Genomic DNA, 16,768 nt, shown 5'->3' with positions numbered 1-16,768 from the left:
TTAGCAGATTGAAAAAGAAAAACACTTTAAAATACTGGATCGGCAGACTGCATCTTTTGCTTGGATTATCAACCGGGTTGATCGTTTTTATTGTGAGTGTTACCGGTTGCTTGTTTTGCTTTCACGATGAGATAAAAGATGTAACGCGTCCATACAGACACGTAGAGCAGCGTGACCAGGCTTTTGTAGCGCCATCGGTTCTTTTTCAAAATGCGAAACAACGTGTGCCTGCAAACAAACCCAGCTTTGTGGTATATGCAGGAAAAAATAGATCTGCAGCTGTTTATTCGTCAGGCGAAGGCGGACAATTGTACATTTACTTTGATCCGTACACCGGGCAATATCTTGCTACTGAAAACCTAAAAAAAGACTTTTTCATCATTGTAGAATACATTCACTTATATCTGCTGTTGCCTCCGGCGATAGGCAAACAGATTGTAGGAGTGTCTGTGATCATATTTGTTGTGATGCTGATAACGGGCATCGTGCTTTGGTGGCCCAAACGCAAACATGACCGCAAAATGAGCTTTACCATAAGATGGAAAGGCAGATGGCGCCGTGTAAACTATGATCTGCACAAAGTATTTGGTTTTTATGCTTCCGTTATTGCTTTGGTACTGGCGCTTACCGGCCTCGCCATCGATTATAATTGGATGCACAAAGCCATGTACAAGGTGGCAAATGTGGGCCAGAAATACGATAAGAAAGAAGACATGCATCCCGTTGTTGATACCAACTCCGTTGTGTCAGATATGCACCCCGCGATGGATATTGCCTTCATTGAAACGGTGAAAAGATCTGCCCGCGCAGAGATGTTTTTTGTCACGCCTCCCTTTTCCAAAAGCGATCCGATAACGACAGGCGCTTATGCAAAATCTTTAAACTACGATCACCAGGATAATTATTATTTCGATCCCTCATCCGGCAAGCTGCTAAAAAGCTTACCATATAGCGTGAAAAGCTCCGGCATGAAATTCAACGAAATGAATTACGGCCTGCATGTGGGACAGTATTTCAACCTGCCCGGCAAAATCGCCGCCTTCCTTGTAAGTCTCATTTGCGCCAGCCTGCCAATCACCGGCTTTATGATCTGGTACGGAAGGAAATACAAGAAGCATCCGAAGTCTCAAGGAATTCCTGTTCAAGAGAAGCAGCTTGTTTAGCTAATTGCCTGAATAACTGAATAACTGAACGGTTCATTGTCGATTTTACCCGTTGACTTTCTGCCACTCAGTTATTCAGTTAATCAGTTATTCAGTCATTTTTCCGGTTATTAACTTTCGCTTGTATTTAACGCGAACTCTTGGTAAATTACATATTACAAAAACGCATTGTATGAGTTTGCCAAATCCATTACAGAAAATAAGCGAGTTTGCTTCACATCTTTTTTCCAATAATCACGACAACGCCGGTAAGTTGTTCACCACTCAAAAGCAGTGGCAAAGCCTCAATATTTCTCCGCTGGCAAAGGCTGAATTAAACACGCTTCAAACGCTGGTTCCTTTAAACAAAATGTGCAACTACGTCGCATTATTTGAAGGCGATGATGCATCGGACAAATTAGCCGCTGCAGCCCTAATGGCGAAAGATGAAGGCAGACAATTGTACAGGATAGACGTTTCGCAGGTGGTATCAAAATATGCGGGCGAAACAGAAAAAAACCTTGACAAAGTGTTTAACAATGCACAGAGCCATGACTGGATTTTATTCTTCGATGAAGCTGACGCGCTCTTTGCCAAACGAACAAACGTAAAGGATTCGCATGACAAATATGCGAACCAGGACGTAACCTATTTAATGCACAAAATAGAGGATTACAAAGGAGTGGTAATCGTTGCCACCAATTCGATGCCTTCTGACGATGACGATATAAAGAAAATGTCACGAGCTGTTATTACGTTCAAAAGGGGACAGGCATAATTCATTTCGGTGGGTTACATTTCGAACAGTAGAGACGCGTTGAACGCGTCTCAGCAACTTTTGGTTGTCTTAATATTCAAACGATAATATTTCTGTCACACTCATTCGGGTGTAAACGGAGACGCATTCAATGCGTGTCTACTGGCATCGCCACGTTTGTCAACCATTTTTCAGTAGTATGCTTTTGAACCCAAACGGGTTCCCAAAATAAAAAACTGAATAACCGGGGTTTGTTGACCCGCAGTTATTCGTTTAAACAGTTATTCAATTATTAAAACGCTGCACTTACACCAGTATAATTGTGCGGCGTAATTTTTTTCAATTCTTTCTTCACCTCAGCAGTTACCTTCAGGCCGTCGATGAATTTATGCATCACCTGTTTGTTGATTGTTGCATTACCACGAGTAAGATCTTTCAGCGCCTCGTAAGGTTTTGGATAGTTTTCGCGACGCAGAACCGTTTGTATCGCTTCTGCCACAACTGCCCAGTTATTATCAAGATCAGCTGCAAGCTTTTGCTCATTAAGCACCAGTTTGGCAAGGCCTTTTTCAATTGATTTTATAGCAATGATCGTATGCGCAAATGGCACTCCGATATTTCTCAGAACAGTTGAATCCGTTAAATCACGCTGTAAACGGGAGATAGGCAGTTTGCCAGCAAGATGCTCGAACAATGCATTCGCAATACCAAGGTTTCCTTCTGCATTTTCAAAATCGATCGGGTTTACTTTGTGCGGCATTGCAGAAGAACCTACTTCGCCTTTCTTTACTTTTTGCTTGAAATAATCCATGCTCACATATGTCCAGATGTCGCGACAAAAATCGATCAGGATATTATTGATGCGTTTGATCGCATCGAAGTGAGCAGCAAGGTTATCATAGTGTTCAATCTGAGTTGTGAATTGCTGTCTCTGCAAACCAAGTCTGTTTTCCACGAAATCATTTCCAAGCACTACCCAGTTCTTTTTCTCAAATGCTACGTGGTGAGCGTTGAAGTTACCGGTTGCACCGCCAAACTTTGCCGAGAAAGGCACATTGATCACCTGCTCCACCTGGTTTTGTATTCTTTCCACAAATACCATTACCTCCTTCCCAAGTCGGGTAGGGCTCGCAGGCTGGCCGTGTGTACGTGCCAGCATGGAAATGTTTTTCCAGCTGTCCGCCAACACTTTTAATTCGTTATTCAGATTTAAAACAGCAGGCAAATACTCAATTTCAATCGCATGTTTCCATGAAAGTGGAATAGAAGTATTATTTACGTCTTGTGAAGTCAAACCGAAGTGAACCCATTCTTTCAGGTTTTCTACACCGCCTTCATCCAGCTTTGATTTAATGAAATACTCAACGGCCTTAACATCGTGATTAGTGATTTTTTCAGTTTCCTTGATCACTTGTGCATCTTCGATACTAAAGTTTTCTGCCACCTGGCGCAAAAAGTTCTTTGTTTTTGCATTCAGCGAAAAGAATTTCTTATCTGCCAGGAAAATAAAATATTCGATTTCCACGATAACGCGGTATTTCATCAAGGCATATTCAGAAAAATATTCATCTAAATGCTGTACCTGTCTTCTATAGCGGCCATCAACAGGCGAAATGGCAGAAAGCGTAGTTAATTCCATGATTTGTTTTAGAAAGTTTTAGGTAATAAGTAATAAGTTATAAGTGGTAAAAAAATGAGAAATCTGTAAACTCATAGCCTGAGTTTTTATTTTGACAGAATTCCTTATTACTTACAACTTAAAACTTACAACTTCCCTGTACATTTGCGAAATTAAATCAAACAGAGTGGAAAGAAAAATTAGAGTAGGATCTGTTAGCTACCTTAACGCAAAGCCTTTGCTGTATGGATTTGAGCAGGGCGCTATGAAAGACCAGATAGAGTTAATTACAGAATTTCCGTCCAAAATCGCCACCATGCTGGTGGAGGACAAAATAGACATAGGCCTGGTGCCCGTGGCCATCATTCCCCGGCTGAAAGAATGGCATATCAACACAAATTACTGCATTGGTTGCGACCGACCTGTAGCGTCAGTGTGCATTTTCAGTGAAGTGCCCATTCATGAGATCAAGGAAGTATTGCTGGATTACCAGAGCCGTACTTCGGTTAGACTTGCCCGCATATTGCTGAAAGAATTCTGGAAAGTCGACCCGATTCTCAATGATGCCAAAGAAGATTTTCGCGAACACATCTCAGGAACCACAGCTGGTGTTGTGATTGGCGACCGCGCCCTTGAGCAGCGTAAAACATCAAAATACATTTACGATCTCGGTGAAGCCTGGATCCAAATGACCGGTTTGCCTTTTGTTTTCGCCGCATGGATCAGCAATAAACGCCTCGATCCTGCATTCATTGAAGAGTTCAACAAAGCCAATGCTCTCGGACTGGAGCAACTCGACCATGTAGTAGCCGAACATCCATACACGATTTTCGACCTGAAAGAATATTATACCGAGCATATTAGCTACGAACTGACTGAACCTAAAAAGCGCGGGCTGGAGTTGTTTTTGAGCAAGCTGCCGAACTATATGTAATTTGAAAATTTGAAAATTTGAAAATGCTTTTCGTGCGGATTTGTTATTCAATTTAAACACCTTGCTTAGCAAGAATGAATGAATATAGTTCCAGAGTCGCACTCGTCCATTTTCAAATTTTCAAATCTTCAAATTGTCACATTTTCCTGCTCTCCACGTAGAAGTTACGATCCACCACAAACCCAGCATCGGCAGGCATTTTCTCTGATTTCCATTCTTCGGTCGGGTAGAGCCATTTTTCTGCGCCCATTTTTACTTTTACCGGCATGGCGAACCCTTTCACGCAATTACTCCATCTGTATTTCACAGAACCAGCTTCGAATTTGTATTGTAAAACAGGAATTTGAGTTGTTCTTAAATATTGATCAAACACTTTAGTGAAGTTCAAGCCGGAATGACGATTGATGTATGTTTGAATATCATTGGCAGTAACGGTTTGATGATAAAATGTTTTATTCAGGCCAATCAAAATATTCCTGAAAGTATCGTCATTGTTGATGATCTGGCGGATTGTGTGAAGCATGTTTGCTCCTTTGTAATACATGTCACCGCTGCCTTCCTGATTCACTCCATACACGCCGATGACAGGAATGTCATTCACGATTTTTTTGCGACAACCAATTACATAGTCGTTCGCCGCTTCTTTGCCAAACATGCATTCAATGTAAAGCGTTTCCGAATAATTGGTAAAGCTTTCGTGGATCCACATATCAGCAATGTCTTTACAACTGATATTGTTACCAAACCATTCGTGACCGCTTTCATGAATAATGATAAAATCCCACTTCAGGCCCCAACCGGTTTCTGAAAGATCTTTTCCATAGTAACCGTTCTGGTAGTTGTTACCGTATGCAACGGCACTCTGGTGTTCCATGCCTAAATGCGGAGACTCTACCAATTTGTAGCTGTCATCATAAAAAGGATATGGCCCAAACCAGGATTCGAAACAACGCATCATTGGTTTCACCTGCGTGAATTGTTTTCTTGCTTTATCCAGGTTGTAATCAATTACCCAATAGCTGCAATGAAGTTTACCTTTTATTCCATCAAACACCTCAGAAAAGTTTACATACTTACCTATATAAGGAATGATATTGTAGTTGTTGATAGGATTTTTTACTTCCCATTTATAAGTCGTTGTGCGGTCGTTGTTCTTTGTAGTGCTTACCAGTCTGCCATTTCCAACGCCCATCAATGTGTCCGGCACAACAATAGAAAGAGAAGCGCCGCTGTCCGGTTCGTCTCCTAAATATTCTTTGCAAGGCACCCATGCACTCGCGCCAAGTCCCTCGCAGGCAACAGTCATCCACGGTCTGCCTTGTTTGTCTTTTGTGAAGATCCAGCCACCGTCCCACGGAGCTTTCTTTGCAATCCTTGGATTGCCGTGAAAGTAAACAGTCAGATCACGCGGACCTGGTTTTATTTTATAACGTGCCGCAGAATCCCTGATATGCACGTGGAAAACGTTATTCTCTCTTTCGTACTTATATTTTTGTCCGTCAGCTACAATGCTGTCTATCTCCATTGGCTGCTGGAAATCTATCTGCATCGTATGACCGCCGTTGTCAAAATAGGTGATTTTGTTGGAGCCCGTGATTGATTTGTTTACGTAATCAGGTTTCACGGTAATGTCGTAACGCAGCAGGTCCCACCACGTTCTTTCACTATTCAGCGAGCCACGCAAAGAATCTGCATGGGTAAACGTGGCAAGCTTGTGCAATGGCTGCGTAAATGCCTCGCCGCCAACACAAAAAAACAATAAGAGAAGTACGGACAGTTTTCCTTTCATGTTTAAATGATTTTAGTAAAATGGAACGCAGATTTTCATGATCGTTATGATTTTATTAGAACCATGTAAAAAATCATGACAATCATCAAAATCATGAAAATCTGCGTGCCAACTAAACAAATAGTTCGCTAATTTAGAACCCTTTAGGGGAATGAACGCACCTTTCATGTAAAAATGCACAATTTGAAATCAGAAAGATTGGAGATTACGGAAATCAGACGAAAATTTCGCTTCTGCAAAGCTATCATGCTGGGCTTGCCGAAGCCTTCGATTTGCGCTCTGATTCTGTGTGTATTCATGATTGCATGCCATACAAAGCAGCACTCCAATCGAAAAATTTTTCACTACAACGAAAGCACAGGCATTGCATCCCTTGATCCTGCATTTGCAAAAAATCAATCCATCATGTGGGCCATTCACCAGTTGTATAATACTTTGGTGGAAGTCGACAGTGGCCTGAATATAAAACCATCACTGGCAAAAAGTTGGGATGTAAATAGCGATAAGACTGTGTTTACATTTCATTTGCGTACTGATGTTTTCTTTCACGACAACGACGTTTTTTCCGGTGGAAAAGGAAGAAGGTTGATTGCAAAAGATGTTGAATACAGCTTCAGAAGAATTATAGATAAAGCAACGGCCAGCAGCGGCGCATGGATATTTAATGATAAAATAAAAGATGCCAATGCCTTCAAAGCCATTGATGATACTACGTTTCGGCTTACATTGGTAAAACCATTCAATCCTGTCCTTGGTTTGCTCAGTATGCAGTATTGCTCCATTGTACCCCATGAAGTCGTTGAGAAATATGGAAAGGACTTTCGCAGCCATCCTTGTGGCACTGGTCCGTTTGAAATAGTAGCATGGGAAGATGGACAGGCCCTGATTATGAAACGAAACGAACATTACTTCGAGAGGGATGCTGCAGGAAAACAATTGCCTTATCTCGATGGCATCAAAGTTTCATTTTATGACAGCAAGGCGACCGAGTTCTTATTATTTCGCCAGGGGCAACTGGATTTTGTAAATGACATCGAAGCTTCTTTTAAAGACGAAATTCTCACCAAAAAAGGAGAGTTGAAAAATGAATGGAAAGACAAAATAGTTCTTTCAAAACACCCTTATCTAAATATCGAGTACCTCGGCATTTTGGTAGATTCTTCCAATGAATTGCTTAAGAAATCGCCGCTGCGATTTAAGAAAGTGCGTCAGGCGATCAACTACGCCTTTGACCGTAGGAAAATGATGCTCTATCTGCGCAACTCTATTGGTACAACTGCAGAAAGCGGTTTTGTGCCGCAAGGTTTACCGTCTTTCGATGCCAATGCCGTTAAGGGTTATCATTATGATCTCGAAAAAGCGAGAGCTTTATTGAAAGAGGCAGGGTTCGCAGATGGTCAGAACATGCCGGTAATCAAGCTTTTAACCATTCCGATCTATGGGGAATTGGGCAGTTTTGTTGCCAAGCAATTGGAGGATGCAGGAATTAAAGTGCAGGTAGAAGTAGTACAGAAAAGCCTTTTGTTGGAACAAACCGCCAAATCGGAGGCGTTTTTTTTCCGGGGCAGCTGGATCGCCGATTATCCGGATGCGGAAAACTATCTCAGTGTTTTTTATTCGAAGAATCCGGCTCCGCCAAATTACACGCGGTACAATAATCCCGCTTTCGATGCTTTATATGAAAAGGCGATGCAGGAGAACAATGACTCGCTTCGCTACCGGATCTATCGGGAAATGGACCAAATGGTAATGAACGATGCCCCTGTGGTTCCCTTGTGGTATGACGAGGTGATCAGGCTCATTAACAAAGATGTAACAGGCTTTTATCCTAACGCATTGAATTTATTGGAACTACGAACTGTTAATTTACACAAATAAGACGAAATTCATTTTTTATATAACATTCATCATAGTACCTTTGCGGCAATTTTAGAAATTGTTGACGAATGACAGTTATACTTTGTTTCTTTTTCGCACATTGGTTTCTTTCTTTGTTTTTTCATACATTTTTTTTGCATAGATATGCATCCCATCAAATGTATACTACAGGTACAAAAAGAGAGAAACTTTTTTACTTCCTGACCTGGTTCACACAGGGCTCTTCATTTTTGATTCCTCGTGCGTATGCAGTAATGCACCGTATGCACCACGTATTTAGCGATACTGAAAAGGATCCGCATTCTCCGCACTTCTTTAAAGACGTGTGGCACATGATGATCCACACAAGACTCATGTACAATAATTTCCTGACTGGTAAGTCTTTGCCAGATCCTGAGTTTACCGAGGAGTATCTGCCGGTTTGGGAAAAATTGGACAAATTTGGAGATCACATGGTCACCCGTATTGCCTGGGTAGCTGTGTACACTTCTATTTACATCGCGTTTGCGCCTAGTGCCTGGTGGTTTTTGTTGTTGCCTGTTCATATCCTGATTGGGCCGGTACAGGGAGCCATCGTAAACTGGTGCGGTCACAAATACGGTTATTCAAACTTTGACAACGGTGACCATTCTAAAAATAGTGAGCCCTTCGGTATTTTCCTTTTGGGAGAATTGTTTCAGAATAATCACCACAAGTTTGGCAAAAGTCCAAATTTCGCAAAGAAATGGTTTGAACTTGACCCTACTTATCAAATCATGCGTTTTATGAATTTTACCAGGATCATCAGGTTGAAAAAAGCGTAAGACGTTTCCCAACGATATTTTAAACCCCGACCAAGTACAGTCGGGTTTTTTTTATTGCGGTTCCCCATACAGAGACGCATGAAAATACGTCTCTATAAAACCCGGATAAATGTAGTAAAATGGCAGGCGTTAGCTCTGGCAATATCACAAAACAAAAAAGACGCATTTTCATGCGCCTCTTTCAATGTTAAATATGTTTGCTGTTAATAAAGAAGATTTTTCAGCTTGTCGAAGTTTTCAATCCTGATCTTGCCTTCGCGAATTTCAATCAGTTTTTCTGATTTAAAATCACTCAGCGTTCTGATAAGCGATTCTGTAGCTGTTCCAACATAATGAGCGATATCATCCCTCGAAATAGCTATAGGGGAATTATTGTTGCCAACTTTCAGTTTCGCACTAATATCTATCAAAGCCTTTGCCACGCGTTTTCTGAGGGAACTATAAGCTAGCTGCATCAATCTTTCTTCCTGGTCCTTTACATTTAATGAAATGAGCTTGATGAATTTGTGAGCTATAGTAAGATCGTTAAATATTGCATTCAGGAATTCGTCTTTTGGAATGATAACTATCTCGGTTTCGTCGAGCACTTCCGCGTTATCATCATAAACGGAATTTTCCAACAAGGCATGGTAACCTATAAAATCACCATCGCTATATAAGTTGGTAATATATTCTTTACCGTCTTCATTGGTTTTGAAAGTTTTAATGCGGCCTTTTTTAATGTAGAAAAGGCTTTTCGGTCTTTTTCCTTCCGTGTACAACTGCTGACGTTTGTGGAAGGTAACATGCTCATATTGATCCATCTGCATGTTCATAAATCCTGTGCCTTTGAGGTCTCTTAACAAGGAGTTGATTCCCTGGCCAGTTGCTTCGTAGCCTTTGTTGAGTACGTCAAGCTTTTTCAATCTTACTTCGATTGCTTTCAGCAACTCGATATCGTCAAAAGGCTTGGTAATAAAGTCATCCGCGCCCATTTCCATTCCTTTTCTAAAGTCATTTCTTTCCGTTTTTGCAGTAAGAAATATAAAAGGAGTGTTCTCGGTCGCCGGATTTTTTCTCAACATGTGCAAAACGCCATAACCATCCAGCTCAGGCATCATAATATCGCAAACGATCAGGTCGGGCTTGTTTGCAAGCGCCACTTCGATTCCACGTTTCCCGTTTTCGGCCATCAGGGCATTGTACCCCGCCAATGTAAGGATTTCCGTTATATTCTCTCTGATTTCTGTCTGGTCATCGATAATCAAAATGTTTCTCATACTTATAAATAAATTGATTAATGGGAAGCATTCAAAAGTCATAAGACATTGCGAATAAATATATGACAAATGTCAGTTATTATAATGAGATACTTCAACGGCGGCCGGATTGTTTGTTTCTAATTTGCTTAAAATTTCATTTTGGAAACACAGATAGCCGGAAAAGTACATTGTTACCATTGTGGAGAAGACTGCAATACTGTCTCAATACAGTTAAATGACAAAGCATTTTGCTGTGAAGGCTGTAAAATTGTATACTCGCTGCTTAACAAGAGCGGACTGTGCGAATACTATGACCTGAATCAAAATCCCGGAGTAAATCAGAAAATAGCCGTAAGGCAGGGGAAATTCAATTTTCTGCAAGACGAAAAAATAATGCAGCAATTGATTTCATTTAAAGATGAAACTCAGTCGCATGTTACGCTTTATCTTCCGCAGATACACTGCAGTTCCTGTTTATGGTTGTTGGATAATCTCTCCAAATTGAATGAAAATGTCATTAGTTCCAAAGTGAATTTTGTGCGGAAAGAAGTTGAGATCGTTTTTGACCATACGAAATTTTCACTCGAACAAGTAGCGGTTCTGCTGACCAGTATTGGTTATGAGCCATATATTTCATTGAATGATCTGGGAAAGAAAAAGCCCCGTGTCTCAAGGAAAATGATCTTTCAGTTAGGTGTCGCTGGTTTTTGCTTTGCCAATGTTATGCTCATGAGTTTTCCCGAATACCTGGGCCTGGAAAAGAGCGAACAATACCTGCAATATTTTTTCCGTTATATAAATCTTGTGCTGGCGCTGCCGGTGTTTTTCTATAGTTCACAGCCGTTTTATGTGTCTGCGTGGGGAAGTCTTAAACAAAAGTTTCTCAACATAGATGCACCGATCGTGCTCGCAATTTTTGTGACGTTCTTCAGAAGTTTGTACGAAGTGCTGACTTCAACAGGCAGCGGCTATTTTGATTCCATGACTGGCATCGTGTTCTTTATGCTGATAGGAAGAGTGCTGCAGGATAGAACTTATCAGCGGCTTTCTTTTGATCGCGACTATACTTCTTATTTTCCAATTGCTGTTAGCGTTTTAAAAGATAATAGAGAAATTCCAACAGCATTACCGGATGTGAAAGTAGGAGATACTTTACTAATACACAACGAAGAGTTGATCCCCGCCGATGGCATTGTAACAAGGGGGCACGGCTATATTGATTATAGCTTTGTGACCGGCGAATCCATTCCTGTTACAAAAGAAATGGGCGAAATTGTTTATGCCGGCGGTAAACAAAAAGGTGCAAATATTGAGCTGCTTGTAATAAAAGAAGTTGCTCAAAGTTATCTGACGAAGTTATGGAACAATGGCGATTCTCAAAAGAAGGAGCGGCAGGGCAAAAAATCCTTTGTTCATTCATTGAGCAGATATTTTACCATAATTCTTTTCTCCATTGCATTGGTAACAGCTGCGTATTGGGCGTTTGTTGATCCGACAAAAATCTGGAGCTCGGTTACAGCTATTCTTATTGTTGCCTGTCCATGTGCATTATTGTTATCCAACACATTTACAAATGGTAACGTACTACGCATTCTCAGCCGCAATGGATTTTACTTACGCAACGCAGAAACGATAGAAGAAATAGCAAAAGTTGATAGTGTTGTTTTTGATAAAACAGGTACGCTCACCAATGCACACAAACATGATATTGAATATATTGGCGAAAAAATTTCAAAGGAAACGGAACAGCAAATTGCGGCATTGGCTTCCCAATCCAATCACCCGTTAAGCAGGTCGTTAGCCGATTTCCTTGGAAAGAACACTGCGAGCAAGGTTTATAATTTTAAAGAAAAAACAGGAAAGGGAACATCGGGTTTGATTGGCAACCATAATGTTGCTATTGGTTCGAGTGAGTTTGTCACCGGATACAAAAGTGCGCACGAAGAAGGGACTCGTGTATATGTTTCAATTGATAAACACTTTATTGGATATTTTACTTTCAAAAATCATTACCGGCAGATTGAGTCTTGTATTGATCAATTGAAAAACAAAGTTTCATTGTCAGTGATTTCAGGAGATAACGCTTCTGAGAAAAGCGCCTTAGGGAAAATATTTGGTTCAAACAGCAAACTGTTGTTCAATCAAAAACCAGATGACAAACTCGCTTATATTCAGTCGTTGCAGAAAAACGGTAAAACCGTCATGATGCTCGGCGATGGTCTCAACGATGCCGCAGCACTGATGCAAAGCGATGTAGGTGTGGCCATTACTGACGACAGCAATAACTTTACCCCCGCCAGCGATGCAATACTGGAAGCAGGTAAACTGAATAAATTAGCCGGCTTCATACGTATATGCAAGCTGAACAAGCAAATAGTAATAGCCAGCTTCATTCTTTCTATTATTTACAACATTATCGGATTATCATTTGCCGTTCAGGGAAACCTGTCGCCGCTTATAGCCGCCATCCTTATGCCATCAAGCTCATTGAGCATTATTTTGTTGACGTTTGGAGCCAGCAATCTTCTTAGTAAGTATGAGCTGTGAGGTCTGGAGTATAAGGTGTGGGGCATAGGTGAGCATAGTCATTTCAGGATCACAACTTCTAAACGAAAGAAATGACCTTGGTCTTGTCAGTCTAACGAAAACAATTAATCCCTAAATCAATTTTTCAGTTGCATGTAACCTCACATCTTATACTTTATGCCTCTTAGCTTATAGAGTTCGCAATATTTTGTGATTAAAATCATCTTTTTGTTTGATACCCATCAATAAGCAGCAGACGGCTTGACAATATTTTTACATTCGAAATCAATCCCAATGAGTGTAATTGTCATTTTGTTGACTGCAAGTATTTCAGTCGCTGCGCTTTTTCTCGGCGCTTTTATCTGGAACATAAAAAGTGGGCAATATGATGACGAATATGGTTCTTCTGTTCGCATCCTCTTCGACGATACTACCAAAGAAACAAAAACCAAGTAAACATACTACTGCAAAAAATCAAACCGAATATATGCAAATAGAGAAGTTTTATTACGACAACAAGACTGTGAAATGGTTTGCGTACGCCACTATTTTCTGGAGCATTGTTGGTATGCTTGCCGGATTGTGGGCGGCTGTCTCAATCTACTATCCTGCGTTGAACTTGAATTTTGCACCTACTACTTTTGGCCGTATGAGGCCGGTGCATACAAATGCGGTGATCTTTGCTTTTGTGGGCAACGGTATCTTCATGGGCGTTTATTATTCATTGCAACGTCTGTGTAAAACACGTATGTTCAGTGACCTTCTAAGTAAAATTCACTTCTGGGGCTGGCAATTGATAATCGTAGCCGGAGCGCTTACATTGTGGGCAGGATATACAACCGGAAAAGAATATGCTGAACTTGAATGGCCGTTGGATATTGCTATCACACTGGTGTGGGTGGCATTTGGTGTAAACATGTTTGGTACCATCGTTAAAAGAAGAGAAAGGCATTTATATGTTGCTATCTGGTTCTATATCGGTACATGGATCACTGTTGCGATGTTGCACATCGTAAACTCTTTTGAACTGCCAATCTCTCTCTTAAAAAGTTATAGCTGGTATGCAGGCGTACAGGATGCGCTGGTGCAGTGGTGGTACGGACACAATGCGGTTGCATTCTTCCTTACTACGCCATACCTCGGTTTAATGTATTACTTCCTTCCAAAAGCAGCTAACAGACCGGTTTATTCATACAGACTTTCTATCATTCACTTCTGGTCACTGATCTTTATTTATATATGGGCTGGTCCTCACCACTTGTTATATACAGCATTGCCTGACTGGGCGCAATCACTGGGAACTGTGTTCTCTGTAATGTTGATCGCACCAAGCTGGGGCGGTATGATGAATGGTTTGTTCACCCTTCGTGGTGCATGGGACAAAGTAAAAGAAGAGCCGGTGTTGAAATTTCTTGTAGTGGCGCTTACATGCTATGGTATGGCTACTTTCGAAGGCCCGATGTTGTCCATCAAAACAGTAAATGCTATAACACACTTTACTGATTGGACAATCGCTCACGTACACGTTGGTGCGTTGGGTTGGAACGGCTTCCTCACTTTCGCGGTGCTTTACTGGCTCATTCCTAAAATGTGGAAAACGGATTTGTACTCTAAAAAACTTGCTAACACTCACTTTTGGATCGGTACCATCGGTATCGTGTTGTATACCGTGCCAATGTATTGGGCTGGATTTACACAAAGCTTTATGTGGAAAGCATTCACTGAAGACGGGTTGATAAAATTCCGCTTCCTTGAAACTGTTACGCATATCATGCCATTGTACATTACACGTAGTATTGGTGGTGCATTGTATTTGTCGGGTGCTGTAGTAATGGTATATAATCTTTATAAAACAATTGCCAAAGGAAGTTTTGTTGCAGATGAAGCAGCAGAAGCAGCGCCTCTTGCAAAAGAAGTAGCAACTCACGGTAAACAACACTGGCACAGCGTAATTGAAAAACGTCCGTTCCAAATGTTGATACTAAGTTTTGTAGTAGTTGCAATCGGCGGTATCATTGAGTTCATGCCAACGTTCCTTGTAAAAAGCAATATTCCAACCATCGCCAGTGTGAAACCATACACTCCGCTTGAATTGCACGGTCGTGATATTTACATAAGAGAAGGCTGTTACAACTGCCACTCGCAAATGGTTCGCCCGTTTAGACATGAGGTGGCGAGATATGGTGAGTACTCAAAAGCAGGTGAGTTTGTCTACGATCACCCGTTCCAGTGGGGAAGTAAAAGAACCGGACCGGACTTAGCAAGAATAGGAGGCAAATATCTTGACAACTGGCATTACAATCATATGCTCAATCCGCAAACAATATCGCCTGGGTCTATAATGCCAAGCTATCCATGGTTGTTTGAAGATCAGATCGATACTACAAAAACGCCAAAGATGATCAGAGCAATGCAAACGCTAGGCGTGCCGTATGAGAAGGGGTATGACGCCATTGCCAATACAGATTTGATCAATCAGGCTAACGGAATAAAGGAAAGATTGAAAGCAGATAAAATTAAAGTACAGAACACGGATGAGATCGTGGCACTCATCGCTTATTTGCAAAGAGTAGGTAAGGATATTAAAAGTGCACCCAAAAATCAAGTGGCTTCCGCAGCTGCTGCTGAATAAAACTCCGGCAAAGCAGGAAAGAAAACATTAAACAATCAGTTATGAAATTCGTCAACTATCTCGAGAAAATAAGCGGCGTTAGCATTTATCCGATAACATCCTTTCTCATTTTCGGAGTCTTCTTCCTGATCGTGCTCACATGGGCCGTAAAGGCAGACAAGAAATTGATTGAAGATATAAGCAACATTCCTTTAGATAAATAGCAATCACCCCAAATGATGAAGAATATGTCTATCATAAAAACCAAAAACTTTACGTTCAAAAAAATCCTTTTCCTTTTGCCAGGGCTTGTAGCATTGGTTCCATCCAATGCATGGGCACTTGGAGCAACAGATACACCGGCAACGCAAGAATCGTCAATGAGCAATCCACTGGCGATATGGCTAACTGTTGTGATGGGAATACTATTGCTGATTATTGCTTTGTTGGCCTACGTTGTACGCAGCGGAATGGACGTTTACAGAGCGAAAAATATAGTTCCGAAAAACAGTACTGCAATATATGTTATTCTATTTCTTGTTGCAGGGGGCCTCAGTGTTTCTTCTGCCCACGCGGAAACAACAGAAGTGTCGGCTACACATGCTGCAAGCACAATTGCAGGGCTAAGCCCCGTAGCATTTTACCTCATGATCGGCGTGATCATTGCAGAATTGCTTGTCATATTTGCGCTTATCTACAACCTGAAAGTCCTCTTGGGACTTGAAAAGAATAGGATTGAAAAAGAGCAGTTGCTGGAAGCACAAGGTGCAAATTCACTTTCATGGTGGGAACGCTTTAATGGCTTTAAACATGCTTCAGAAGAAGGAGCCATAGTTTTGGATCACGATTACGATGGAATCAGAGAATTGGATAACAAATTGCCCCGCTGGTGGGTTTGGCTTTTTTACCTCACCATTTTTGGTGGTGTAATTTATATGTATCGTTTCCACATTGGAAAAACAGCACCGTTAAGTGGTGAAGAATATGCGATGGAAGTGAAGCAAGCTGCAATAGAACAAGAGGAATATCTAAAAAAATCTGCGAATAGAATTGATGAGACTAACGCTAAGCTCCTGACTGCTGAAAGTGACCTCGCAGCTGGGAAGGCAGTCTTTGCAACAGTTTGTAAAAATTGCCATGGAGAAAAAGGCGAAGGTGCTTTTGCTCCAAATCTTACCGATGATTACTGGTTACACGGCGGTGATATAAAGTCTGTTTTTAAAACAATCAAATACGGTGTTGATGGAAAGGGAATGAATAGCTGGAAGGATACTTATTCGCCTTTGCAGATGGAACAGATTGCCAGTTACATAAAATCACTACACGGCACTAACCCGCCCAATGCTAAACCGCCGCAGGGCGACAAATATGTAGAAGGTATTGCGGCCACAACTACTGCTGCTACCGATTCGGCACAGACAGCGAAATAAAGATTACGCAGGAGTTATAAGGTTTTAATTAAAACAACC

13 protein-coding genes are annotated in these 16,768 nt (G+C 41.2%); 10 read left to right on the top strand and 3 right to left on the bottom strand.

Annotated elements, in window-relative coordinates; translation table 11 throughout:
• Positions 1-8: 8 nt before the first annotated feature.
• Both QJ048_RS13355 and QJ048_RS13350 read left to right on the top strand, forming a co-directional pair.
• Complete coding sequence (locus QJ048_RS13355; RefSeq protein WP_282334874.1) at positions 9-1,163, top strand: PepSY-associated TM helix domain-containing protein; 1,155 nt, start codon at positions 9-11, stop codon at positions 1,161-1,163.
• Between the two features lie 172 nt (positions 1,164-1,335).
• Positions 1,336-1,920, top strand: coding sequence for an AAA family ATPase (locus tag QJ048_RS13350; protein ID WP_282334873.1), 585 nt, complete (start codon positions 1,336-1,338; stop codon positions 1,918-1,920).
• A gap of 271 nt (positions 1,921-2,191) precedes the next feature.
• Here QJ048_RS13350 and purB read toward each other — a convergent pair whose 3' ends face one another.
• The gene (gene purB, locus QJ048_RS13345; protein ID WP_282334872.1) at positions 2,192-3,538 is read right to left on the bottom strand and encodes an adenylosuccinate lyase; all 1,347 of its coding nucleotides are present in this window, start codon (positions 3,536-3,538) and stop codon (positions 2,192-2,194) included.
• A gap of 166 nt (positions 3,539-3,704) precedes the next feature.
• On the opposite strand from purB, the gene QJ048_RS13340 reads away from it, so the two are divergent.
• Complete coding sequence (locus tag QJ048_RS13340) at positions 3,705-4,451, top strand: menaquinone biosynthetic enzyme MqnA/MqnD family protein (RefSeq protein ID WP_282334871.1); 747 nt, start codon at positions 3,705-3,707, stop codon at positions 4,449-4,451.
• 136 nt (positions 4,452-4,587) lie between these two features.
• On the opposite strand, the gene QJ048_RS13335 is transcribed toward QJ048_RS13340, so the two are convergent.
• The gene (locus QJ048_RS13335) at positions 4,588-6,240 is read right to left on the bottom strand and encodes a M1 family metallopeptidase (protein WP_282334870.1); all 1,653 of its coding nucleotides are present in this window, start codon (positions 6,238-6,240) and stop codon (positions 4,588-4,590) included.
• A gap of 183 nt (positions 6,241-6,423) precedes the next feature.
• Between QJ048_RS13335 and QJ048_RS13330 the strand changes: the two genes are divergently transcribed.
• Positions 6,424-8,118 carry an ABC transporter substrate-binding protein gene (locus QJ048_RS13330; RefSeq protein WP_282334869.1) on the top strand — a complete coding sequence of 565 codons (1,695 nt, stop codon included), beginning with the start codon at positions 6,424-6,426 and terminating at the stop codon, positions 8,116-8,118.
• 68 nt (positions 8,119-8,186) lie between these two features.
• Entirely contained in the window at positions 8,187-8,921 is a 735-nt protein-coding gene (locus QJ048_RS13325) for an acyl-CoA desaturase (RefSeq protein WP_282334868.1), read from the top strand.
• A gap of 203 nt (positions 8,922-9,124) precedes the next feature.
• Here the strand turns inward: QJ048_RS13325 and QJ048_RS13320 are convergent, their stop codons facing one another.
• On the bottom strand, positions 9,125-10,180 hold the full coding sequence (locus QJ048_RS13320) for a response regulator (protein ID WP_282334867.1): 1,056 nt from the start codon (positions 10,178-10,180) through the stop codon (positions 9,125-9,127).
• A 141-nt stretch (positions 10,181-10,321) separates the two neighbouring features.
• Between QJ048_RS13320 and QJ048_RS13315 the strand changes: the two genes are divergently transcribed.
• The 5 genes from QJ048_RS13315 to QJ048_RS13295 all read left to right on the top strand — a co-directional run bounded on the left by QJ048_RS13315 (position 10,322) and on the right by QJ048_RS13295 (position 16,729).
• Complete coding sequence (locus tag QJ048_RS13315) at positions 10,322-12,709, top strand: heavy metal translocating P-type ATPase (RefSeq protein ID WP_282334866.1); 2,388 nt, start codon at positions 10,322-10,324, stop codon at positions 12,707-12,709.
• Positions 12,710-12,982: 273 nt separating this feature from the next.
• A complete protein-coding gene (gene ccoS, locus QJ048_RS13310) occupies positions 12,983-13,144 on the top strand; it encodes a cbb3-type cytochrome oxidase assembly protein CcoS (protein WP_282334865.1) in 162 nt (53 codons plus the stop codon).
• Positions 13,145-13,175: 31 nt separating this feature from the next.
• Complete coding sequence (gene ccoN / locus QJ048_RS13305; RefSeq protein WP_282334864.1) at positions 13,176-15,320, top strand: cytochrome-c oxidase, cbb3-type subunit I; 2,145 nt, start codon at positions 13,176-13,178, stop codon at positions 15,318-15,320.
• A 41-nt stretch (positions 15,321-15,361) separates the two neighbouring features.
• The gene (locus QJ048_RS13300; protein WP_282334863.1) at positions 15,362-15,523 is read left to right on the top strand and encodes a CcoQ/FixQ family Cbb3-type cytochrome c oxidase assembly chaperone; all 162 of its coding nucleotides are present in this window, start codon (positions 15,362-15,364) and stop codon (positions 15,521-15,523) included.
• Positions 15,524-15,547: 24 nt separating this feature from the next.
• Positions 15,548-16,729: a cbb3-type cytochrome c oxidase N-terminal domain-containing protein gene (locus QJ048_RS13295; protein ID WP_282334862.1), complete on the top strand. Its 1,182-nt coding sequence runs from the start codon at positions 15,548-15,550 to the stop codon at positions 16,727-16,729.
• Positions 16,730-16,768 lie beyond the last annotated feature (39 nt).

Source organism: Pinibacter soli, from assembly GCF_029961145.1.
Lineage (GTDB): Bacteria > Bacteroidota > Bacteroidia > Chitinophagales > Chitinophagaceae > Pinibacter > Pinibacter soli.
This window is presented reverse-complemented; position numbering and strand designations above follow the sequence as displayed.